Consider the following 15115-nt stretch of genomic DNA (forward strand, 5'->3'; position numbering starts at 1 on the left):
CTCTTCCCTTTCCAAGCGGGGGAGGGAGGGGCGCACTGATCCACCATGGGGCCGGATCATCATGAACGGCCTGTTTACCCAACTTACGATGTATGAACGCCTTGCCGCGCTCAGGAGGCCGCCGTGTCGGACTGGATCTACGCCATCATTCTGGGGGTGGTGGAAGGCCTGACGGAGTTCGTTCCGGTCTCCTCCACGGGGCACCTGCTGCTCGCCAAGGAACTGCTGGGCCTGCCGGACGGGTTCTGGGACACCTTCGTGGTGCTGATCCAGCTGGGGGCGATCCTGGCGGTGGTGGCGCTCTATTTCGCCAAGCTGTGGAAGGCGCTCACCGGCCTGCCCACCGATCCGGCGGCGCGGCGGTTCGCGTTCAGCGTCCTCGTGGCCTTCCTGCCGGCGGTGTTCGCCGGCCTGGCTTTTCACGACGTGGTCAAGAAGGTGCTGTTCGCCAGCCCGCAGGTGATCTGCATCTCGCTGGTGGTCGGCGGCATCGCCCTCCTGGCGGTGGACCGCTATGCGCCCAGGCCCCGCCAGCGCGACGCAACGCAGCTGGGCTGGCTGACGGCGCTGGGTGTGGGGATCTTCCAGTGCCTGGCGCTGGTCCCCGGGGTCTCGCGCTCCGGCGCCACCATCGTGGGCTCGATGCTGCTGGGGGTGGAGAAGCGGGCGGCGGCCGAGTTCTCCTTCTTCCTCGCCATCCCCACCATGGCCGCGGCCTTCGCGCTGGACGCCTGGGAGAACCGCAAGGCCATCGACCTGAACCACGCGGGCGTCATCGGCCTGGGCTTCGCGGTGTCGTTCGTGGTGGCGGTGGTGGTGATCCGCTGGATGCTGGACGTGGTCTCCAAGCGCGGCTTCGCCCTCTTCGCCTGGTGGCGGATCGTGGTGGGGGCGGCCGGGCTGGCCTGGCTGGCGATGCGGTGAAGGGTCAGGCTCCCTCGCCTGTCGCGAGCCAGCGGGCGCAGTCGGGGCCGAGCTTTTCCAGGGCGGCCGCCTCGTAGGCGGCGCTTTCCTCGGAGCTGAGCACGTCGCGCCAGCGGCCGTTGACGCCCTTGTTGATGAAGGTCTTGGCGCCGCCTTCGAAGATCGCCCCGCCCAGGGGGGCCATCTGTTCGGCATGGCTCTTCATGTAGTCGAAGGTGCAGTGGGTCACGAGGGTCGGCCAGCGCTCGGCCGGGATGTCGATCTGCAGGAAGTCGGCGATGGCGCGCATTTCGCCGGCCAGGTCGGCCTTCAGCCGGTCGAAGTGCACCAGCCTGACATTGGGCAGGTCCCGCGCCGCCCACCAGCTGGCGACGTTCTCCCAGTAGGACCAGAACGGATGGCCGTCCCGCTCCAGCCAGGTGCGGAAGTAGCTGCGGATGTCGGGGTCGGGGCGCTCGATCGGCGGGCCGACCCGGCCGGGCGTGTCGTTGAGCGCGTCGTACCAGAGCTGGTTGGCGTTGGCGTGGTGGTTGTAGAGGCTCCACAGCACGTCGCGTCCGTCGCGGCCGATGTAGAGGTAGCGGGCCTCGGGCGAGAGCACGAGGGCGTCCACCGGCAGGTGGGTCTTGATGATCCGCCGGTGGGTCTGGGCGGCGAGCGCGGCCCTGGTGTCCGGCGGCATGATCCGCAGGTCGAGCCAGGGGGAGATCTCATGGATCGCGATGGCCCCGTCGCCCTGGAACACCAGCTGGCCGACGATCTGCTGCGTCCAGGTGGTGCCGGACTTGGCGTAGGTGGCCACGATCACGTCGTCGTTGCGGAACAGGAAGTCGTTCCAGACGGTGGAGTCCATGTGATGGTTGTGGATCTCGCGCGTCTTGCGCGGCCAGGCGATCGCTGTCTCGCTCATCTTGGATTTCCCCCTTGGTCGGCCGTCATACGGCAGCGACGCGTTCCTCCTGGTCGGCGAACTGGCCGCCCTTGCGATAGCGGTAGAGATAGGTGGGCAGCACCGCCTCCAGCGTCGTGGCCGTCAGGCCGAGGTCGGCCAGGCCCGGGCAGGTTCCGCTGACCACGTTGTCGCGCCGCAGCATCTCCACCTGGTCGGAGGTGAGCGGCGGCTTCAGGCCCGCTCCGGCGATCAGGTCGCCGCCCTTGCCGATCAGGGCCGCCACCGGGAAGGGCAGCGGCAGGAGGATGCGGCGGCGGTGGATCTCGGCCAGCATCAGCTCCATCAGCCGGCGGAAGTCGTACTGCGCAGGTCCGCCGAGCTCGTAGGTGCGGCCGGCGGCCTGCGGCTCGGCCAGCATGCGGACGACGGCGCGGGCCACGTCGCCTACGAACACCGGCTGCAGCCGCGTGGCCGCGCCCACCAGGGGCAGCACCGGACTCAGCCGCGCCATGGCGGCGAAGCGGTTGAAGAAGGCGTCGTTCTGGCCGAACACGATGGAGGGCCGCAGGACCACCGCCTCGGGGAAGGTCTCGCGCACGGCGGCCTCGCCCATGGCCTTGCTGCGGGCGTATCCGGACGGTGCGTCGGGGTCGGCGCCCAGGGCCGACATCTGCACGAACCGGGTCGCGCCCTGCAGCCTGGCGGCGGTCGCCACCGTCTTCGCGCCCATGGCGTGCAAGGCCTGGAACTTCTGGCGGCCGGTCTCGTAGAGCACGCCCACCAGGTTGACGCAGGCGCTCGCCCCCTCCAGCGCGCGGCGCACGGAGGCCTCGTTGCGGACGTTGGCCTGGATGATGTCCACCTGGCCGACGTCGCCGTGCAGGCGCATCTCGTAGGCGAGGTTCGGCTGGCGCACCGCCACCCGGATCCGCCAGCCCTGCTTGGCCAGCGCACGGACCGCCTGGCTGCCGACGAAGCCCGAGCCTCCGAAGACGGTCACTAGGTTTTGCATGCGGTTGGATCCTGCGGCTTCCCGAGCATGCGGATAGACGATGCGGACCTCCGCCGCAATCTGAGGCGAAGCCCGCCGTTGACCGGCCGGAGACGGCGCCCTATCTGTCCGCTCCCGATCCGACGGACGGGGCCCAGGTGGCGGAATTGGTAGACGCGCTGGCTTCAGGTGCCAGTGGCTTAACGGCCGTGAAGGTTCGAGTCCTTTCCTGGGCACCACCCGCCGGTGGACGCGCCGCCTTTCGGTCCTGGCCCGGACATGCGAGGCTCGCGCCCCTGGCGCAGCGCTGACCGTCGGAGCGAGCTTGGCGATATTCCTGCATGACGGCGACCTCCCGGACGGCGCGCTCGCGGGCGTGGCCGCGGTGGCGGTGGACTCCGAGGCCATGGGCCTGCGCATCGGGCGCGACCCGCTCTGCGTGGTGCAGCTCTCCGACGGCCAGGGCGACGCCCATGTGGTGCAGCTCCGGCGGCCGGCCTACGACGCGCCCAACCTGAAGCGCCTGCTGGCCGACCCGGCGGTGACGAAGATCTTCCACTTCGGCCGCTTCGACATCGGCATGTTCCACCGCTACCTCGGCGTGCTGACCGGGCCGGTCTACTGCACCAAGATCGCCTCGAAGCTGGCGCGGACCTACACCGACCGCCACGGGCTGAAGGACGTCGTCAAGGAGCTGGCCGGCGTCGATCTTTCCAAGGCCCAGCAGAGCTCCGACTGGGGGACGGCCAAGCTCTCCGACGAGCAGCTGGCCTATGCGGCCTCCGACGTCCTGCACCTGCACGCGGTGCGCGCCCGCCTGGACGAGATGCTGGCGCGGGAAGGTCGCGACGCGCTGGCTCGCGCCTGTTTCTCCTTCCTGCCGCACCGCGCCCTGCTGGACGAGGCCGGTTGGGAAGACGTCGACATCTTCGCCCACAGCTGACCGCATGGCGGACGCCTCCAGCCTCACCGTCCCGGCAGCCCCGCCCAGGCGGCGGGACTTCGAGCGCTGGCGCCGCCGCTCGCGGCTGATCCGGACCCTGCGGATCCTCCTGCCGGTGCTGATCGCGCTGATCTTCGCCGGCCTGGTGGGGAGCGTCGTGCACCACACCGTGACCGCGGAGGTCGCCGCCGCGGCGGACCAGGGGCCGATCCGCCTGCTGAACCCGCGCTTCGTCGGCCGCGACGCCAAGGGCCGCGCCTTCGTGGTCACCGCCCAGTCGGCGGTGCGCGACCAGCGCGACTTCCAGCGCGTGATCCTCGACCGCCCGGCCCTGGTGATCGACGAGGGCGGAGAAAACCCGACGCGGCTGACCTCCCGCTCGGGCGTCTACCACGAGGGCACGTTCAAGCTGCAGCTGCAGGGCGGGGTGCGGCTCACCAGTCCGCAGACCGCCCTCGACACGGCCGCCTCGCTCTATGACACCAAGACCGGCGAACTCATCGGTTCAGGCCCCATTCAGGGCTCAGGGTCCCTTGGAGAAATCAACGCGAGGTCCTATGGCGTGTACGACAAGGGCGATCGCATGGTTTTCACCGGGGGCGTGAGCGCCCGCATCGATTCCGAATAGGCGGCGACATGGGGATGACGAGGCTGGGGTGGATGTCGCGGGCGGCGGCGGCGATCGCCGTCGCCATGGCGGCCGTGTCGCCGGCGGCTGCGCAGCTCGCCCGCGGCGGTAACAACAGCAATGCGCCCATCGACCTCACCGCCGACGAACTGGAGGTCACTAACGCCCAATGCCTGGCGGTGTGGCGCGGCTCGGCCGAAGCGCTGCAGGCCGACGCCCGGCTGCGGGCCGACGTGCTGAAGATCTACAACCTGGTGGGTCCGCCCAAGCCCGGCGGCGCCGGCCCGAGCTGCGGCGCGGTGGCCAAGATCGAGGCCCTCGGCAACGTCTACTACGTCACGCCCCAGCAGCGGATCCGCGGCGACAACGCCAGCTACGACAAGGCCAGCGACCTGATGGTGGTCACCGGCGACGTGGTGGCGGTGCAGGGCAAGAACGTGCTGCGTGGGGGACGCATGATCATCCACGTCAAGTCCGGCGAGGCCCAGATGCAGACTGACGTGAAGGGGCGCAACAAGCCCGGCCGTGTGCGCGGCGTCTTCTATCCCAGCGAACAGCAGCCGGCGGGCCAGCCGGCTGCCGGCCAGTGACGCTCCCTTGAGGCCCGAACGCATCTCTCCCCCGCCCGCCGTCGCCGCCGACGGCCTAGTGGTCGAGAACATCGGCAAGTCGTTCCGCGGCCGGCCGGTGGTCAAGGGAGTGTCGCTGACGCTCAGCCGCGGCGAGGTGGCGGGCCTGCTGGGCCCCAACGGCGCGGGCAAGACCACCTGCTTCTACATGATTACCGGCCTGATCCCGGTGGACTACGGCTCCATCTACCTGGACGGTGAGAACATCACCGAACAGCCCATGTACCAGCGCGCCCGCATGGGCGTGGGCTACCTGCCGCAGGAGACCTCGATCTTCCGCGGCATGACGGTGGAGCAGAACGTGATGGCGGTGGTGGAGCTGCGCGAGCGTGACGCCCGCAAGGCGCAGGGCACGGTGACCGAGCTCCTAGAGGAGCTGCATATCGAGCACCTGCGCAACGCGCCGGCCAATTCGCTGTCCGGCGGCGAGCGCCGGCGGGTGGAGATCGCCCGCGCGCTGGCCAGCGAGCCCTCCTTCATGCTGCTGGACGAGCCTTTCGCCGGCATCGACCCCCTGGCCATCGCCGACATCCGCGAGGTGATCGCCTACCTGAAGGAACGGGGGATCGGCATCCTGATCACCGACCACAATGTCCGCGAGACCCTGGAGATCATCGACCGCGCCTCGATCATCCACGCGGGCGAGCTCCTGTTCGAGGGCACGCCGGAACAGGCGGTGGAGGATCCGGAAGTCCGCCGCGTCTACCTGGGCGACCGCTACGGGTGACCGCCTGCGGCCCCGCGCCGCAGGGGGCGCTGGAAAGGTGGGTTTTCCACGCCGCAACCGCCCCGGTCGTCGGAACCGTGATCGCGGTTAACTATCGGTTGGGGATGGGCCCCTAGTCTGGACAGCAAGATCCAGGCCAGGAGGGCTGTTTTGGCGCTCAGCGCGCGACTCGAGCTTCGGCAAGGCCAAGGCCTTGTCATCACCCCGCAGCTGCAGCAGGCGATCAAGCTTCTGCAATTGTCGAATCTTGAGCTCGAGGCCTACGTCGACACCGAGCTGGAGCGGAACCCGCTTCTGCAGCGCGAGGAGGGCGAGCCCGAGCCCGAGGCGGCCGCCGGTCCGTCCAGCGCCGCCGAAACCTCCACCGACCAGGTCTCCGACAGCGCGGCGGCCGCCGAGATGGACGCCGGCGCCGACGAGGTCTCCCCCGGCGAGCGGGCCACCGGCGACGGCGAGGCGGCCGACGTCGGGGGCGGCGTCGACTGGTCGCGCGCCGGCCGCGGCGGCGGGTTCGACGGCGACGCCGACGGCCTGGAGGGGACGCTCACCCGGGCCAAGACCCTGGCCGAGCACCTTACCGACCAGATGGTGGTGGCGGGCCTTGCCGGGCCTGAGGCCGCCGTCGCCCAGGTGCTGATCGACGCCGTGGATGAAGGCGGCTACCTGCGCGCCGATCTCGCCGAGACCGCCGAGCGCCTCGGCTGCCCGCAGGCGTTCCTGGAGGGCGTGCTCTCGGTGCTGCAAGGCTTCGAGCCCACCGGCGTCTTCGCCCGCGACGTGCGCGAATGCCTGACGCTGCAGCTCAAGGAGAAGAACCGCTTCGACCCGGCGATGGCTGCGCTGCTGGACAACCTGGACATCCTCGCCCGCCGCGACCACGCGGCGCTGCGCAAGCTCTGCGGGGTGGACGACGAGGACCTGAAGGAGATGGTCGCCGAACTGCGGGCCCTGACGCCCCGGCCCGGCGCGGCCTTCGGCGGCGAACCGGTGCAATCGGTGGCCCCGGACGTGTTCATCCGCGAGGGCCAGGGGGGCCTGTGGCTGGTGGAGCTGAATTCCGACACCCTGCCCAAGCTGCTGGTCGACCAGCGCTACCACGCCCGGATCGCCGCCGGGGCGCGGACGGACCAGGAGAAGACCTTCGTCGCCGACTGCCTGGCCTCGGCCAACTGGCTGATGAAGAGCCTGGACCAGCGGGCCAAGACCATCCTGAAGGTGGCCAGCGAGATCGTCCGCCAGCAGGACGCCTTCCTGGCTTACGGCGTGACGCACCTGCGGCCGCTCAACCTCAAGACCGTGGCCGACGCCATCGGCATGCACGAATCCACCGTCAGCCGGGTGACCTCGTCCAAGTACGTCTCCACCCCGCGCGGGGTTTTCGAGATGAAGTTCTTCTTCACCTCCGCCATCGCCTCCAGCTCCGGCGGCGAGGCTCATTCCGCCGAGAGCGTGCGTCACAAGATCCGCCAGCTGATCGAGGCCGAGCGGCGGGAGGAGGAGGTCCACTCCGATGACCGCATCGTCGAGATCCTCAAGGAAGCCGGCGTCGACATCGCCCGGCGCACCGTGGCCAAGTACCGCGAGGCCCTGCGCATCCCGTCTTCGGTGGAACGCCGTCGGATGCTGAAGGAGACGGCGTAGGCGGCTGCGCGACGAGGTGAGAGAACGGGCCGACTTCGCCCGGCGGCGGTTGCCAGTGGCGGGGCGGGCCCGCGGCGGCTAGGAAGGACTTCCGCACGCGAACCCAGTCCCCACGCCGCATGGCCGACGCCGAGACCGACGCCCTTCCGCTTTCGGCGATCCTGCGCGGGCTTTCCGCCCTGGACGGCGAAATCCCGATCAGCGTCTTCGTCGACCGCTTCGGCGCGCGCGCCTTCGGGGCGTTGCTGTTCGTGTTCGCCGTCGCCTGCGCCCTGCCGTTGCCGCCGGGCTCGTCGACCCTGCTGGGCGCCCCTCTCGTCCTGCTGGCGCCGCAGGTGGCGCTGGGCGCCAAGACGCCGTGGCTGCCCCGGGGCCTGCGCGGCCGGACGATCCGCGCCGAGCACCTGCGCCACGCCTGCGAGCGGCTGCTGCCGGTCCTGGAACGCATCGAGAAGGTGTCGCGCCCACGGCTGGGCTTCCTGTTCGGCCCGGTGGGCGAGCGGCTGATGGGGGCGGTTTGCACCCTGCTGGCGCTGGTGCTGATCCTGCCCATCCCGTTGGGCAACGTGCTGCCGGCCGCCGCGGTCGCCGGCTTCTCCCTGGCGCTGGTCCAGCGCGACGGCGCCCTGGCGCTGGCCGGCTATGCCCTGACCGCCGCCAGCACGGCGGTGCTGGCGCTGGCCGCCCACGTCGTCATCGGCGCGGCGCGCCATCTCGTCTCGATGATCGGCGGCGCTTGACACCTTTCCCGGTCCGGCGCGTTGATTGGCCATGCAAGTCCAAGTCACCGGCAAGCACGTCGATGTCGGAGACGCCCTGCGGATGCGGGTGTCCGACGACCTCACCAGCAGCATCGGCAAGTACTTCGAGCGGGGCGGCGGCGCCGACGTCGTGGTCGCGCGCGAGGGTCACGCCTTCAAGGTGGACTGCGCCGTCACCCTCGCTTCCGGCCAGCAGCTGCAGAGCCACGGCCTGGGCGGCGACGCGCATGCCGCCTTCAGCGCCGCGCTGGAGAAGATCGAGACCCGCATCCGGCGCTACAAGCGGCGGCTGAAGGACCACCATCCGGCCGCGGCCGCCAAGCAGGCCGAGGCGGCCGCCTATTTCGTCATCCGCTCGCCGGAGGACGAGGAGGACGGCCTGGAGGACGACGGTCTGTCGCAGCTGGATGGCGCGCTTCCCGGCGCCATGATCATCGCCGAGACCGAGAAACCGCTTCGGACCATGACCGTTTCCATGGCCGTGATGGATCTCGACTTGACTGAAAGTCAGACAATCGTGTTTAGGAACGCCGCTCACGGGGGTTTGTCCGTGGTCTACCGCCGCCCGGATGGGAACATCGGCTGGATCGACCCGGAACGCACCAAGCCGATGGATGGTGACGCCGCCCTAGGCGCCCACTAGCCGCCGGACGCCCGGATCGGTCCCTGGACCGACCATCGATCTTAAACAGGCGTTTTGGCATGCAGATCGGCGACATCCTGGATCGCGGGGCGATCTCCCTGCGCGTCAAGGCGGCGGACAAGCGCCAGGCCTTGGCCGTGATTGCCGAGATCGCCGCCCGCAGCTTCGGCCTGGAGGCGGGCGACATCCTCGACCTGCTCGTCGAGCGCGAGCAGGCGGGCTCTACCGGCGTGGGCTATGGCGTCGCCGTGCCGCACGCCCGGCTGGAAGGGCTGTCGCGCATGCGCGGGGTGTTCGTGCGCCTGGAGCATCCGGTGGACTTCGATTCCGTCGACGACCAGCCGGTTGACCTGGTCTTCGCCCTCTTCGCCCACCCCAACGCCGGGTCGGAGCACCTGCGGGCGCTGGCGCGGGTGTCGCGCCTGCTGCGCCAGGCTGAGCTGCGCGAGCAGCTGCGCAACGCGCGCACCGCTGACGCCATCCATGCGCTGCTCGCGCAGGAAGCGGCCTCCGCAAGGATCTCGGCGGCGTAGAAGCCTTCTCCCGCGAGGGAGAAGGCTTCTACGCCTGCTTTCCAGGAAATTGCAGCCGGCCCAGCGCCGGACGCGAGGATCAGTGCACCGACACGGGCGCCAGTTCGTGGGCCAGAGCGGCGGCGACGGCGGACTGCTTGTCGGTCAGAACGGCGAGCCGCTGTCCGTCGGCGCGGTGCACCGCATAGAGCGTTTGCTCAGGATCGAGTTCGAAGCCCTCGACCTGCGCCGAGGGGGTGCTGGCCAGGATCTCCGCCGCCTTCACCGGGCGCACATAGACCAGGTCCGGCCCTCCGAGCGCGGCGAAAGCTTCAGTCGTCAACCTATCGATAACGGGCGTCATCATGACCACCTCCATAAAACTCAACGCGCCGAGCGGTCGCCGGTTCAGCCGGCCGTTCGGATAGGGATGCGCTGCACGTGCCGCTCCGGCTCGGGTTGCGCCAGATCGATGTGCAGCAGGCCGTGCTGCAAGAGAGCGCCGTCGACGATCATGCCGTCGGCCAGGACGAAGGTGCGGACGAACCCGCGCGCGGCGATGCCGCGGTGCAGATAGGCGTCCTCGTCCTTGCCGGGCTGGCCGTCACGCCGGCCGGCGATGACCAGTTGCCGATCCTCCAGCGTCACCTCGAGCTGGTCCGGCGCGAAGCCGGCCAGCGCCAGGGTGATCCGCAGCCGCCCATCGCCGCGATCCTCCACATTGTAGGGGGGATAGCTCTCGGCGGCCTTGGCGGCGCGCTCGACCAGGGCCCGGGTCTGCTCGAAGCCCAGCAGGAACGGGCTGTCGAAGATCACGCTACGGTTCATCGTCGTCTTCGAGTCCTCTTGCAGCGACTCTCCGGACGGACCGCCCTGTAGCGGCGCGGCTCGTCCGGACCTCAACTATGTGGGTGTCCGGTCCAATCTAATCAATGTCAGGACTGCGCCCGCCTGGTCGGCGACCACGTTGAACAGGCGGGCGCAGTCGCTGATGCGGCGCCTGGTCGAGGCGTGGCGGCCGGCGGGGTAGCGAGGGCTGTCGCCGGCGTGACGCTTACGTCGGTAAACACCTTTTTCGCTGGCGAACAACACCTCTGCGGAGGGCCGGCCGCGGATGGGGTTTGATAATTTTCTCCATAAAGTCATTGTGTTGTGAAGGCCCTCAGCGGGGTTGGCTGCGATCGGCGGTGTTGACCAGGGGTGTTGACCGGTCAACACCTTGAGCGGTTTGTCCAGGCGCGCCGTCAGGGCGCCGGGCGCACTTCAGGATAGCATGGTGGCAGCGGCCTGGCAAGAACAAAATAGGAACATAGATGACGACGCGCCCGAAGCCGGACAACCGGTTCGTCGCGCGCCTGGCGCGTCCAGACGATTGCATGCAATCGTCAGTCGCCGACCTGCGGCGGGGGCAGTTCGTCCGCCTTGCCCCAGGATAGGAGCCAGGCCTTCATCGCCTCGTGACACCCGCCCGGCCTCGATGTCCGCCAACGCCTCAGCCTCGCGCCGGGCGTCAGCCTCTTCATCAACGATGTCAAAAATGGAGGGTTCAGGCTTCGTTCCGCCAAGATACCATGCTCGACTGCCCCCGAAAGCGGCGAAGGCCCGCCGGTTTCCCGGCGGGCCTCCATGGTGGAGCTAAGCGGAGTCGAACCGCTGACCTCTTGAATGCCATTCAAGCGCTCTACCAACTGAGCTATAGCCCCGAGGTCTCGGGTCCCGGCGGGCCGGGAAGGCGCGGAACCTATTGAAACCGGGCCCGGCGATCAAGCCCGCTCTCGCGGGAATTTCGCAGGGTTAGCGTTCCTCGCCCTCGCCCGGCAGGCCCTCGATCTCCGAATCGTCGAATTCGTCCTCGTCGTCGTCCTCCAGGAACGGCACGTCGGCGTCGTCCTCCAGGGCCTCCTCGTCCTCGCTGAAGCCGGCGAGGGGGTCCTCCACGGGGGCAGGGGCTACCGGATCGGCGTCCTCGTCCTCGTCCTCGACCAGGACGGGTTCGTCGACGGCGGCGTCCAGCGCGGGCGTCACGCCCTCGTCGTCTTCTTCTTCGTCGGCGTCCTCGACCTCGCGCTTGGCGACAAGGTCCTCACGCTCCTCCTCCGGCTCCGGCGCGACGGCGCGGATGCGGGTGCGGCGGCTGCGCACGGCCTCGTCGGGATCGAATTCCGTGTCGCATTTCGGACAGTGCGCCGGCCGTTTGCTCAGGTCGTAGAACTTCGCCTGGCAGTTGGGACAGAGCTGCTTCGTACCCAGTTCGGGATTGGCCAAAGGCGACGACCTCTAAAGTCAATGGAATGCGCGGGTTCTCGGAAGGCGGCTCCCTTGCCACGGGCGAGGGCGGCTGTCAAAACCTTAGCCCCTGCGAATCCCAGGTCCTCCGGAGGCGCGTTTTTTCCCAATGACGGCGCAAGGTCTGACCGCGCGGCGCGGCGGCCCGCTACGCGGCGTGGTCCGCGCCCCCGGCGACAAGTCGATTTCCCACCGTTCGCTGATCCTGGGCGCCCTGGCGGACGGGACGACCGAGGTCGAAGGGCTGCTGGAAGGCGACGACGTGCTGGCCACCGCCCAGGCCATGCGGGCCTTCGGGGCCGTGGTGGAGCGGCTGGGCGACGGGCGCTGGCGGGTGCAGGGCAAGGGCGGTTTCGCCGAGCCGGCGGACGTCGTCGACTGCGGCAACGCGGGCACCGGCGTGCGGCTGATCATGGGCGCGGCGGCGGGCTTTGCGCTAGCGGCCACGTTCACCGGCGACGCCAGCCTGCGCGGGCGGCCGATGAACCGTATCCTGGGGCCGCTGGGCCAGATGGGGGCGTCCTGGGTCTGCCGGGCGGGCGGGCGGCTGCCGCTCACCCTGCAGGGCGGCGGGCTGCAGGCGATCGAATACCGCCTGCCGGTGCCGTCGGCGCAGGTGAAGTCGGCCGTGCTGCTGGCCGGGCTGCACGCCCAGGGCGAGACGGTGGTGATCGAGCCCGAGGCCACCCGCGACCACACCGAGCGCATGCTGCGGGCGTTCGGGGCCACGGTGGCGGTCAGCGACGCCGGCGGCGAGCGGACCATCCGCCTGGCCCCCGGCCAGAAGCTGCGCGGGGCGGCGATCCGCGTGCCGGGCGACCCCTCCTCGGCGGCCTTCCCGCTGGTGGCGGCGCTGGTGGTCCCGGGGTCGGAGGTGACGGTGGAGGGGGTGCTGCTCAACCCGCTGCGCGCGGGCCTGTTCGAGACCCTGCGCGAGATGGGCGCCGACCTGGCCTACGCCAACCTCCGCGACCAGGGCGGCGAGCCGGTGGGCGACGTCACCGCGCGGCATTCGGCGCTGAAGGGCGTGGACGTCCCCCCGGAGCGGGCGCCCTCGATGATCGACGAATATCCGATCCTGGCGGTGGCGGCGGCCTTCGCCGACGGGCCCACCCGCATGCGCGGCGTCGGTGAGATGCGCGTGAAGGAAAGCGACCGCATCGCCTTGATGGCCGCGGGCCTGGCCGCCTGCAGCGCGGGGGTGGAGGAGGAGCCGGCGGGGCTGACCGTCACCGGGACCGGGCGTCCCGCCGCCGGCGGCGCCCGGGTCGCCACCCACGGCGACCACCGCATCGCCATGTCGCACCTGGTGCTGGGCCTGGCCGCCGAGGCGGCCGTCGCCGTGGACGAGCCCGGGATGATCGCCACCAGTTTCCCGGGCTTCGTGGAGCTGATGCGCGGCCTGGGGGCGGAGATCGCGTGAACAGGCAGGGCCCATTCCTCCCACGTCCCGCAGAGGACGGAGGAGGGGGACCGCCGGCCGAAGAGCCGGTGGTGGAGGGGGCGGCCGCTTGCGCCGTGCTCCGGCCGCCCCCTCCGTCACGCCCTGTGCGGGGCGCGCTACCTTCCCCGTCCTCTGCGGGACGTGGGAGGAAAGGATGAAGCCTGGCTTCGTCATCGCCGTCGACGGGCCGGCGGCTTCCGGCAAGGGGACGATTGCGAACCGCCTCGGAGCAGCATTTGGTCTCCCGGTGCTGGACACCGGCCTGCTGTACCGGGCGGTGGGCGTGGCCCTGGCGCGGGGCGGAGGCGACCTGGACGACGCCGAGGCGGCCGCCCGCGTGGCCCGCGGGCTGGACGCCGGCGCCCTGGAAGATCCGGCCTTCCGCACCCGCGAGGCCGGCGAGGCGGCCAGCCGGGTGGCGGCGCATGCGGCGGTGCGCGCCGCGCTCCTCGACCTCCAGCGCAGCTTCGCGGCCCGGCCCGGCGGCGCGATCCTCGACGGCCGCGACATCGGCACGGTCATCTGTCCCGACGCGCCCGCCAAGCTGTTCGTCACCGCGACGCCGGAGGTGCGCGCCGAGCGCCGCTGGCGCCAGCTCGCCGGCCAGGGCGAGACGGTGGGGCTGGACGACGTGCTGGCCGACATCCGTGTCCGCGACGCCCGCGACGCCGGGCGCGACGCGGCCCCGCTGGTGCGCGCCGCCGACGCCGTCTTGCTGGACACCTCGGAATTGACTATAGAGCAGGCCGCCGATGCGGCCCGCCGTATCGTCGAGGCGGCGCGCGCGCGCCGGGAGCGCTCTTAGACGAGAGCCCCCGGCCTGCAAATCCAACCGCGCCTTTTCCTCGGGCGGCTGCGGGCAATTCACCCGCGCGGGGTTCCCGCGCCTTCGGTTGCAACCCTTAACCTGACGCCGGGACTCCGGCCGCCTGGGCGGTCCGGTCCTGCCGTCATTCGAAATGAAAGCATCCTATGGCTGACGACATGAGCCTCAACCCGTCGCGCGACGATTTCGCGGCGCTTCTCGACGAGTCCCTCGGCGGACGCGACTTCATGGAGGGCCAGGTGGTCCACGGGAAGGTCGTGGCCATCGAGAAGGACTTCGCCATCATCGACGTGGGCCTCAAGACCGAGGGCCGGGTCCTGATGAAGGAATTCGGCGTCGACGACGACAACAAGGCGACGATCAAGATCGGCGACTCCGTCGAGGTGTTCCTGGAGCGCGTCGAGAACGCGCTGGGGGAGGCGGTCATCAGCCGCGACAAGGCCCGCCGCGAGGAAGCCTGGACGCGCCTGGAAGGCGTCTACGAGAAGAACGAGCCGGTCATGGGCGCCATCGTCGGCCGCGTGAAGGGCGGCTTCACCGTCGACCTGGGCGGCGCCTCGGCCTTCCTGCCGGGCAGCCAGGTGGACATCCGCCCGGTGCGCGACGTGGGCCCGCTGATGGGCAAGGAACAGCCCTTCGCGATTCTGAAGATGGACCGCCCGCGCGGCAACATCGTCGTCTCCCGCAGGGCCATCCTGGAAGAAGCCCGCGCCGAGCAGCGCACCGAGCTGGTCAGCCAGCTGCAGGAAGGCGAAGTCCGCGAAGGCGTGGTCAAGAACATCACCGACTACGGCGCGTTCGTGGACCTGGGCGGCATCGACGGCCTGCTGCACGTCACCGACATGAGCTGGAAGCGCGTTTCGCACCCGAGCCAGGTCCTGGCCGTGGGCGACACCGTCAAGGTGCAGATCGTCAAGATCAACCCCGAGACCCAGCGCATCTCGCTCGGCATGAAGCAGCTCCAGTCCGACCCGTGGGACGGCGTGGAAGCCAAGTACCCGGTGGGCGCCAAGTTCAAGGGCCGCATCACCAACATCACCGACTACGGCGCCTTCGTGGAGCTGGAAGCCGGCGTCGAGGGCCTGGTCCACGTCTCGGAGATGAGCTGGACCAAGAAGAACGTCCACCCCGGCAAGATCGTCTCCACCTCGCAGGAGGTCGAAGTCGTGGTGCTCGACGTCGACGCCTCCAAGCGCCGCGTCAGCCTCGGCCTCAAGCAGGCGATGCAGAACCCCTGGGAGGAGTTCCTGGAGAAGCATCCGATCGGC

At 70.1% G+C, this 15115-nt stretch carries 17 protein-coding genes and 2 tRNA genes; 13 read left to right on the forward strand and 6 right to left on the reverse strand.

What is annotated here, in order from left to right; all coding sequences use genetic code 11:
- Nucleotides 1–123: 123 nt before the first annotated feature.
- Nucleotides 124–924 carry an undecaprenyl-diphosphate phosphatase gene (locus VGL30_RS07850; RefSeq protein WP_331538577.1) on the forward strand — a complete coding sequence of 267 codons (801 nt, stop codon included), beginning with the start codon at nucleotides 124–126 and terminating at the stop codon, nucleotides 922–924.
- A 4-nt stretch (nucleotides 925–928) separates the two neighbouring features.
- On the opposite strand, the gene VGL30_RS07855 is transcribed toward VGL30_RS07850, so the two are convergent.
- Nucleotides 929–1834, reverse strand: a complete 906-nt coding sequence (locus VGL30_RS07855) for a sulfotransferase domain-containing protein (protein WP_331538579.1) — start codon at nucleotides 1832–1834, stop codon at nucleotides 929–931.
- A 25-nt stretch (nucleotides 1835–1859) separates the two neighbouring features.
- Nucleotides 1860–2828 carry a complex I NDUFA9 subunit family protein gene (locus VGL30_RS07860; protein WP_331538581.1) on the reverse strand — a complete coding sequence of 323 codons (969 nt, stop codon included), beginning with the start codon at nucleotides 2826–2828 and terminating at the stop codon, nucleotides 1860–1862.
- A 131-nt stretch (nucleotides 2829–2959) separates the two neighbouring features.
- On the opposite strand from VGL30_RS07860, the gene VGL30_RS07865 reads away from it, so the two are divergent.
- The 9 genes from VGL30_RS07865 to ptsN all read left to right on the forward strand — a co-directional run bounded on the left by VGL30_RS07865 (nucleotide 2960) and on the right by ptsN (nucleotide 9312).
- Nucleotides 2960–3046, forward strand: a tRNA-Leu gene (locus tag VGL30_RS07865).
- An 86-nt stretch (nucleotides 3047–3132) separates the two neighbouring features.
- Nucleotides 3133–3750, forward strand: coding sequence for a ribonuclease D (locus tag VGL30_RS07870; RefSeq protein ID WP_331538583.1), 618 nt, complete (start codon nucleotides 3133–3135; stop codon nucleotides 3748–3750).
- Nucleotides 3751–3754: 4 nt separating this feature from the next.
- Entirely contained in the window at nucleotides 3755–4378 is a 624-nt protein-coding gene (lptC, locus tag VGL30_RS07875) for an LPS export ABC transporter periplasmic protein LptC (RefSeq protein ID WP_331538585.1), read from the forward strand.
- Nucleotides 4379–4392: 14 nt separating this feature from the next.
- The gene (locus VGL30_RS07880; protein WP_331538587.1) at nucleotides 4393–4968 is read left to right on the forward strand and encodes an LptA/OstA family protein; all 576 of its coding nucleotides are present in this window, start codon (nucleotides 4393–4395) and stop codon (nucleotides 4966–4968) included.
- A gap of 22 nt (nucleotides 4969–4990) precedes the next feature.
- Nucleotides 4991–5734 carry an LPS export ABC transporter ATP-binding protein gene (lptB, locus tag VGL30_RS07885; RefSeq protein WP_331538607.1) on the forward strand — a complete coding sequence of 248 codons (744 nt, stop codon included), beginning with the start codon at nucleotides 4991–4993 and terminating at the stop codon, nucleotides 5732–5734.
- 150 nt (nucleotides 5735–5884) lie between these two features.
- Complete coding sequence (gene rpoN / locus VGL30_RS07890) at nucleotides 5885–7375, forward strand: RNA polymerase factor sigma-54 (RefSeq protein WP_331538589.1); 1491 nt, start codon at nucleotides 5885–5887, stop codon at nucleotides 7373–7375.
- Nucleotides 7376–7494: 119 nt separating this feature from the next.
- Entirely contained in the window at nucleotides 7495–8115 is a 621-nt protein-coding gene (locus tag VGL30_RS07895) for an exopolysaccharide biosynthesis protein (protein ID WP_331538591.1), read from the forward strand.
- Nucleotides 8116–8146: 31 nt separating this feature from the next.
- On the forward strand, nucleotides 8147–8779 hold the full coding sequence (hpf, locus tag VGL30_RS07900; RefSeq protein WP_331538593.1) for a ribosome hibernation-promoting factor, HPF/YfiA family: 633 nt from the start codon (nucleotides 8147–8149) through the stop codon (nucleotides 8777–8779).
- Nucleotides 8780–8838: 59 nt separating this feature from the next.
- Entirely contained in the window at nucleotides 8839–9312 is a 474-nt protein-coding gene (gene ptsN / locus VGL30_RS07905) for a PTS IIA-like nitrogen regulatory protein PtsN (RefSeq protein ID WP_331538595.1), read from the forward strand.
- Between the two features lie 79 nt (nucleotides 9313–9391).
- Here ptsN and VGL30_RS07910 read toward each other — a convergent pair whose 3' ends face one another.
- The 4 genes from VGL30_RS07910 to VGL30_RS07930 form a co-directional block, all read right to left on the reverse strand.
- Entirely contained in the window at nucleotides 9392–9655 is a 264-nt protein-coding gene (locus VGL30_RS07910) for a DUF1150 family protein (RefSeq protein WP_331538609.1), read from the reverse strand.
- Between the two features lie 44 nt (nucleotides 9656–9699).
- On the reverse strand, nucleotides 9700–10119 hold the full coding sequence (locus tag VGL30_RS07915; protein WP_331538597.1) for an Hsp20 family protein: 420 nt from the start codon (nucleotides 10117–10119) through the stop codon (nucleotides 9700–9702).
- A gap of 799 nt (nucleotides 10120–10918) precedes the next feature.
- A tRNA-Ala gene (locus tag VGL30_RS07925) sits at nucleotides 10919–10994 on the reverse strand.
- Between the two features lie 91 nt (nucleotides 10995–11085).
- Entirely contained in the window at nucleotides 11086–11556 is a 471-nt protein-coding gene (locus VGL30_RS07930; RefSeq protein ID WP_331538599.1) for a TIGR02300 family protein, read from the reverse strand.
- A gap of 130 nt (nucleotides 11557–11686) precedes the next feature.
- On the opposite strand from VGL30_RS07930, the gene aroA reads away from it, so the two are divergent.
- From aroA to VGL30_RS07945, 3 genes are all read left to right on the forward strand, one after another.
- Nucleotides 11687–13000, forward strand: a complete 1314-nt coding sequence (gene aroA / locus VGL30_RS07935; RefSeq protein WP_331538601.1) for a 3-phosphoshikimate 1-carboxyvinyltransferase — start codon at nucleotides 11687–11689, stop codon at nucleotides 12998–13000.
- Between the two features lie 175 nt (nucleotides 13001–13175).
- Entirely contained in the window at nucleotides 13176–13826 is a 651-nt protein-coding gene (gene cmk, locus VGL30_RS07940; RefSeq protein ID WP_331538603.1) for a (d)CMP kinase, read from the forward strand.
- A gap of 167 nt (nucleotides 13827–13993) precedes the next feature.
- A partial coding sequence (locus VGL30_RS07945; protein WP_331538605.1) for a 30S ribosomal protein S1 occupies nucleotides 13994–15115 on the forward strand: 1122 nt, incomplete at its 3' end.

This window comes from Phenylobacterium sp. (genome assembly GCF_036502675.1).
Lineage (GTDB): Bacteria > Pseudomonadota > Alphaproteobacteria > Caulobacterales > Caulobacteraceae > Phenylobacterium.